General features: G+C 67.0%; 2 protein-coding genes. One reads left to right on the top strand and one right to left on the bottom strand.

Annotated features, from left to right (window positions below):
* The first annotated feature begins 303 nt into the window (after positions 1-303).
* Positions 304-666 (top strand): hypothetical protein, encoded by a 363-nt coding sequence (locus A5652_RS18995; protein ID WP_369805828.1) that lies wholly within the window; start codon positions 304-306, stop codon positions 664-666.
* A gap of 13 nt (positions 667-679) precedes the next feature.
* Here the strand turns inward: A5652_RS18995 and A5652_RS18990 are convergent.
* Positions 680-1,204 (bottom strand): DUF3060 domain-containing protein (locus tag A5652_RS18990; RefSeq protein ID WP_067354941.1); only part of this gene is annotated, 525 nt, incomplete at its 5' end.

Here is a 1,204-nt window from a genome sequence, read left to right as displayed (position 1 = left end):
GCGACGAGCACACCAGGCCCGGCAAGGAACACGATAAGGACTAGCTGGCGGCGCCGGGCTCCCCGACCAGATAGCGCCGCCCGCCGCGCCGCAGCTGCCCCAGCAGCCTCCGATGACGATGTATCTGCACTTCCCGTTCGTCACGGTGCCGATCCCGATCAACCCACCGCCGCCGCCGGGTCAGTAAGCACGTGGCAAACGGCCTGGACTGAGCGCACACTGGCAGTTACGACACACGAGCGCCAAGGAGGTCGCGTGGGCGAGCACAGTGGATTCGGATTCGACCCCGAAGAGTTCGACCGAATGATCCGGGAAGGCAGCGAGGGGCTGCGCGACGTGTTCGAGCGGGTCAGCAAGTTCGTGGCCGGGCCCGGCGTCCGGTCCGGGTGGTCCGCCGTCTTCGACGACCTGTCGCGGCGCCCGCGCAGCGCCCCCGAAACCGCGGGCGAGGCCGGTGAGGGCGTGTGGGCCATCTACACCGTGGACGCCGACGGCGGCGCGCGAGTCGAACAGGTCTATGCGACCGAACTCGACGCGCTGCGGGCGAACAAGAACAACATCGATCCCAAACGCAAGGTGCGTTTCCTGCCCTACGGCATAGCGGTCAGCGTCCTGGACGACGACCAGGACGACGCCGCCGACGACGACGCCGAAGAGCCTGCGTAACAGCCTTTTTGGCTCAGCCCTGCTGCACCACGTTGGAGCCGCCGGAGTTGCTGATCTTCGGCGCGCCCGAGTGGTAGGTGACCTTGTTGTTGAAGCCGGAGGCCTCGATGGCCTCGACGGCCTCGACCGTGACCGAATTCTGCACACCCGACACCGACAGGCTGGCGCAATGGCCGGTGATCGTCACCGTGTTGGAAACCCCACTGACGTTGACCATGTTGTCGTTGCAGGCGATGGTCCGGTTCTCGTTGATGCCGGAGACGCTGAGTTCGGTGCCCGGCGGGGCGGTGGGCGACGTCGACGGCGAGGGTGATTTCCTGCGCGATGGGACCGGGTTCGTCGAAATGCTCGGTGGGCTGAAGGTTGTGGAAATGGTCGGCGGCGAGGCGATGATCGACTTCACGCCGGAAATCTGGTGTGCGGCAAAGGCCGCGATGCCGCCGGCCAGGGCCAGTACGCCGATGACGACGACCGTGCCGAGGATCCACCAGACGCGGTTACTCGAGGGGCGTTGCGGGGGTGGGCCGAGGGGGGGTCC

It is taken from the genome of Mycobacterium sp. 1165178.9, from assembly GCF_001673555.1.
Taxonomy (GTDB): Bacteria; Actinomycetota; Actinomycetes; order Mycobacteriales; family Mycobacteriaceae; genus Mycobacterium.
The sequence above is the reverse complement of the archived record's forward strand: the minus strand, read 5'-3'. Positions and strand labels throughout refer to the sequence as shown.

Coding starts and splice junctions, on each gene's coding strand:
- A5652_RS18995 (WP_369805828.1), top strand. CDS start 304: ATGATCCGGGAAGGCAGCGAGGGGCTGCGCGACGTGTTCGAGCGGGTC.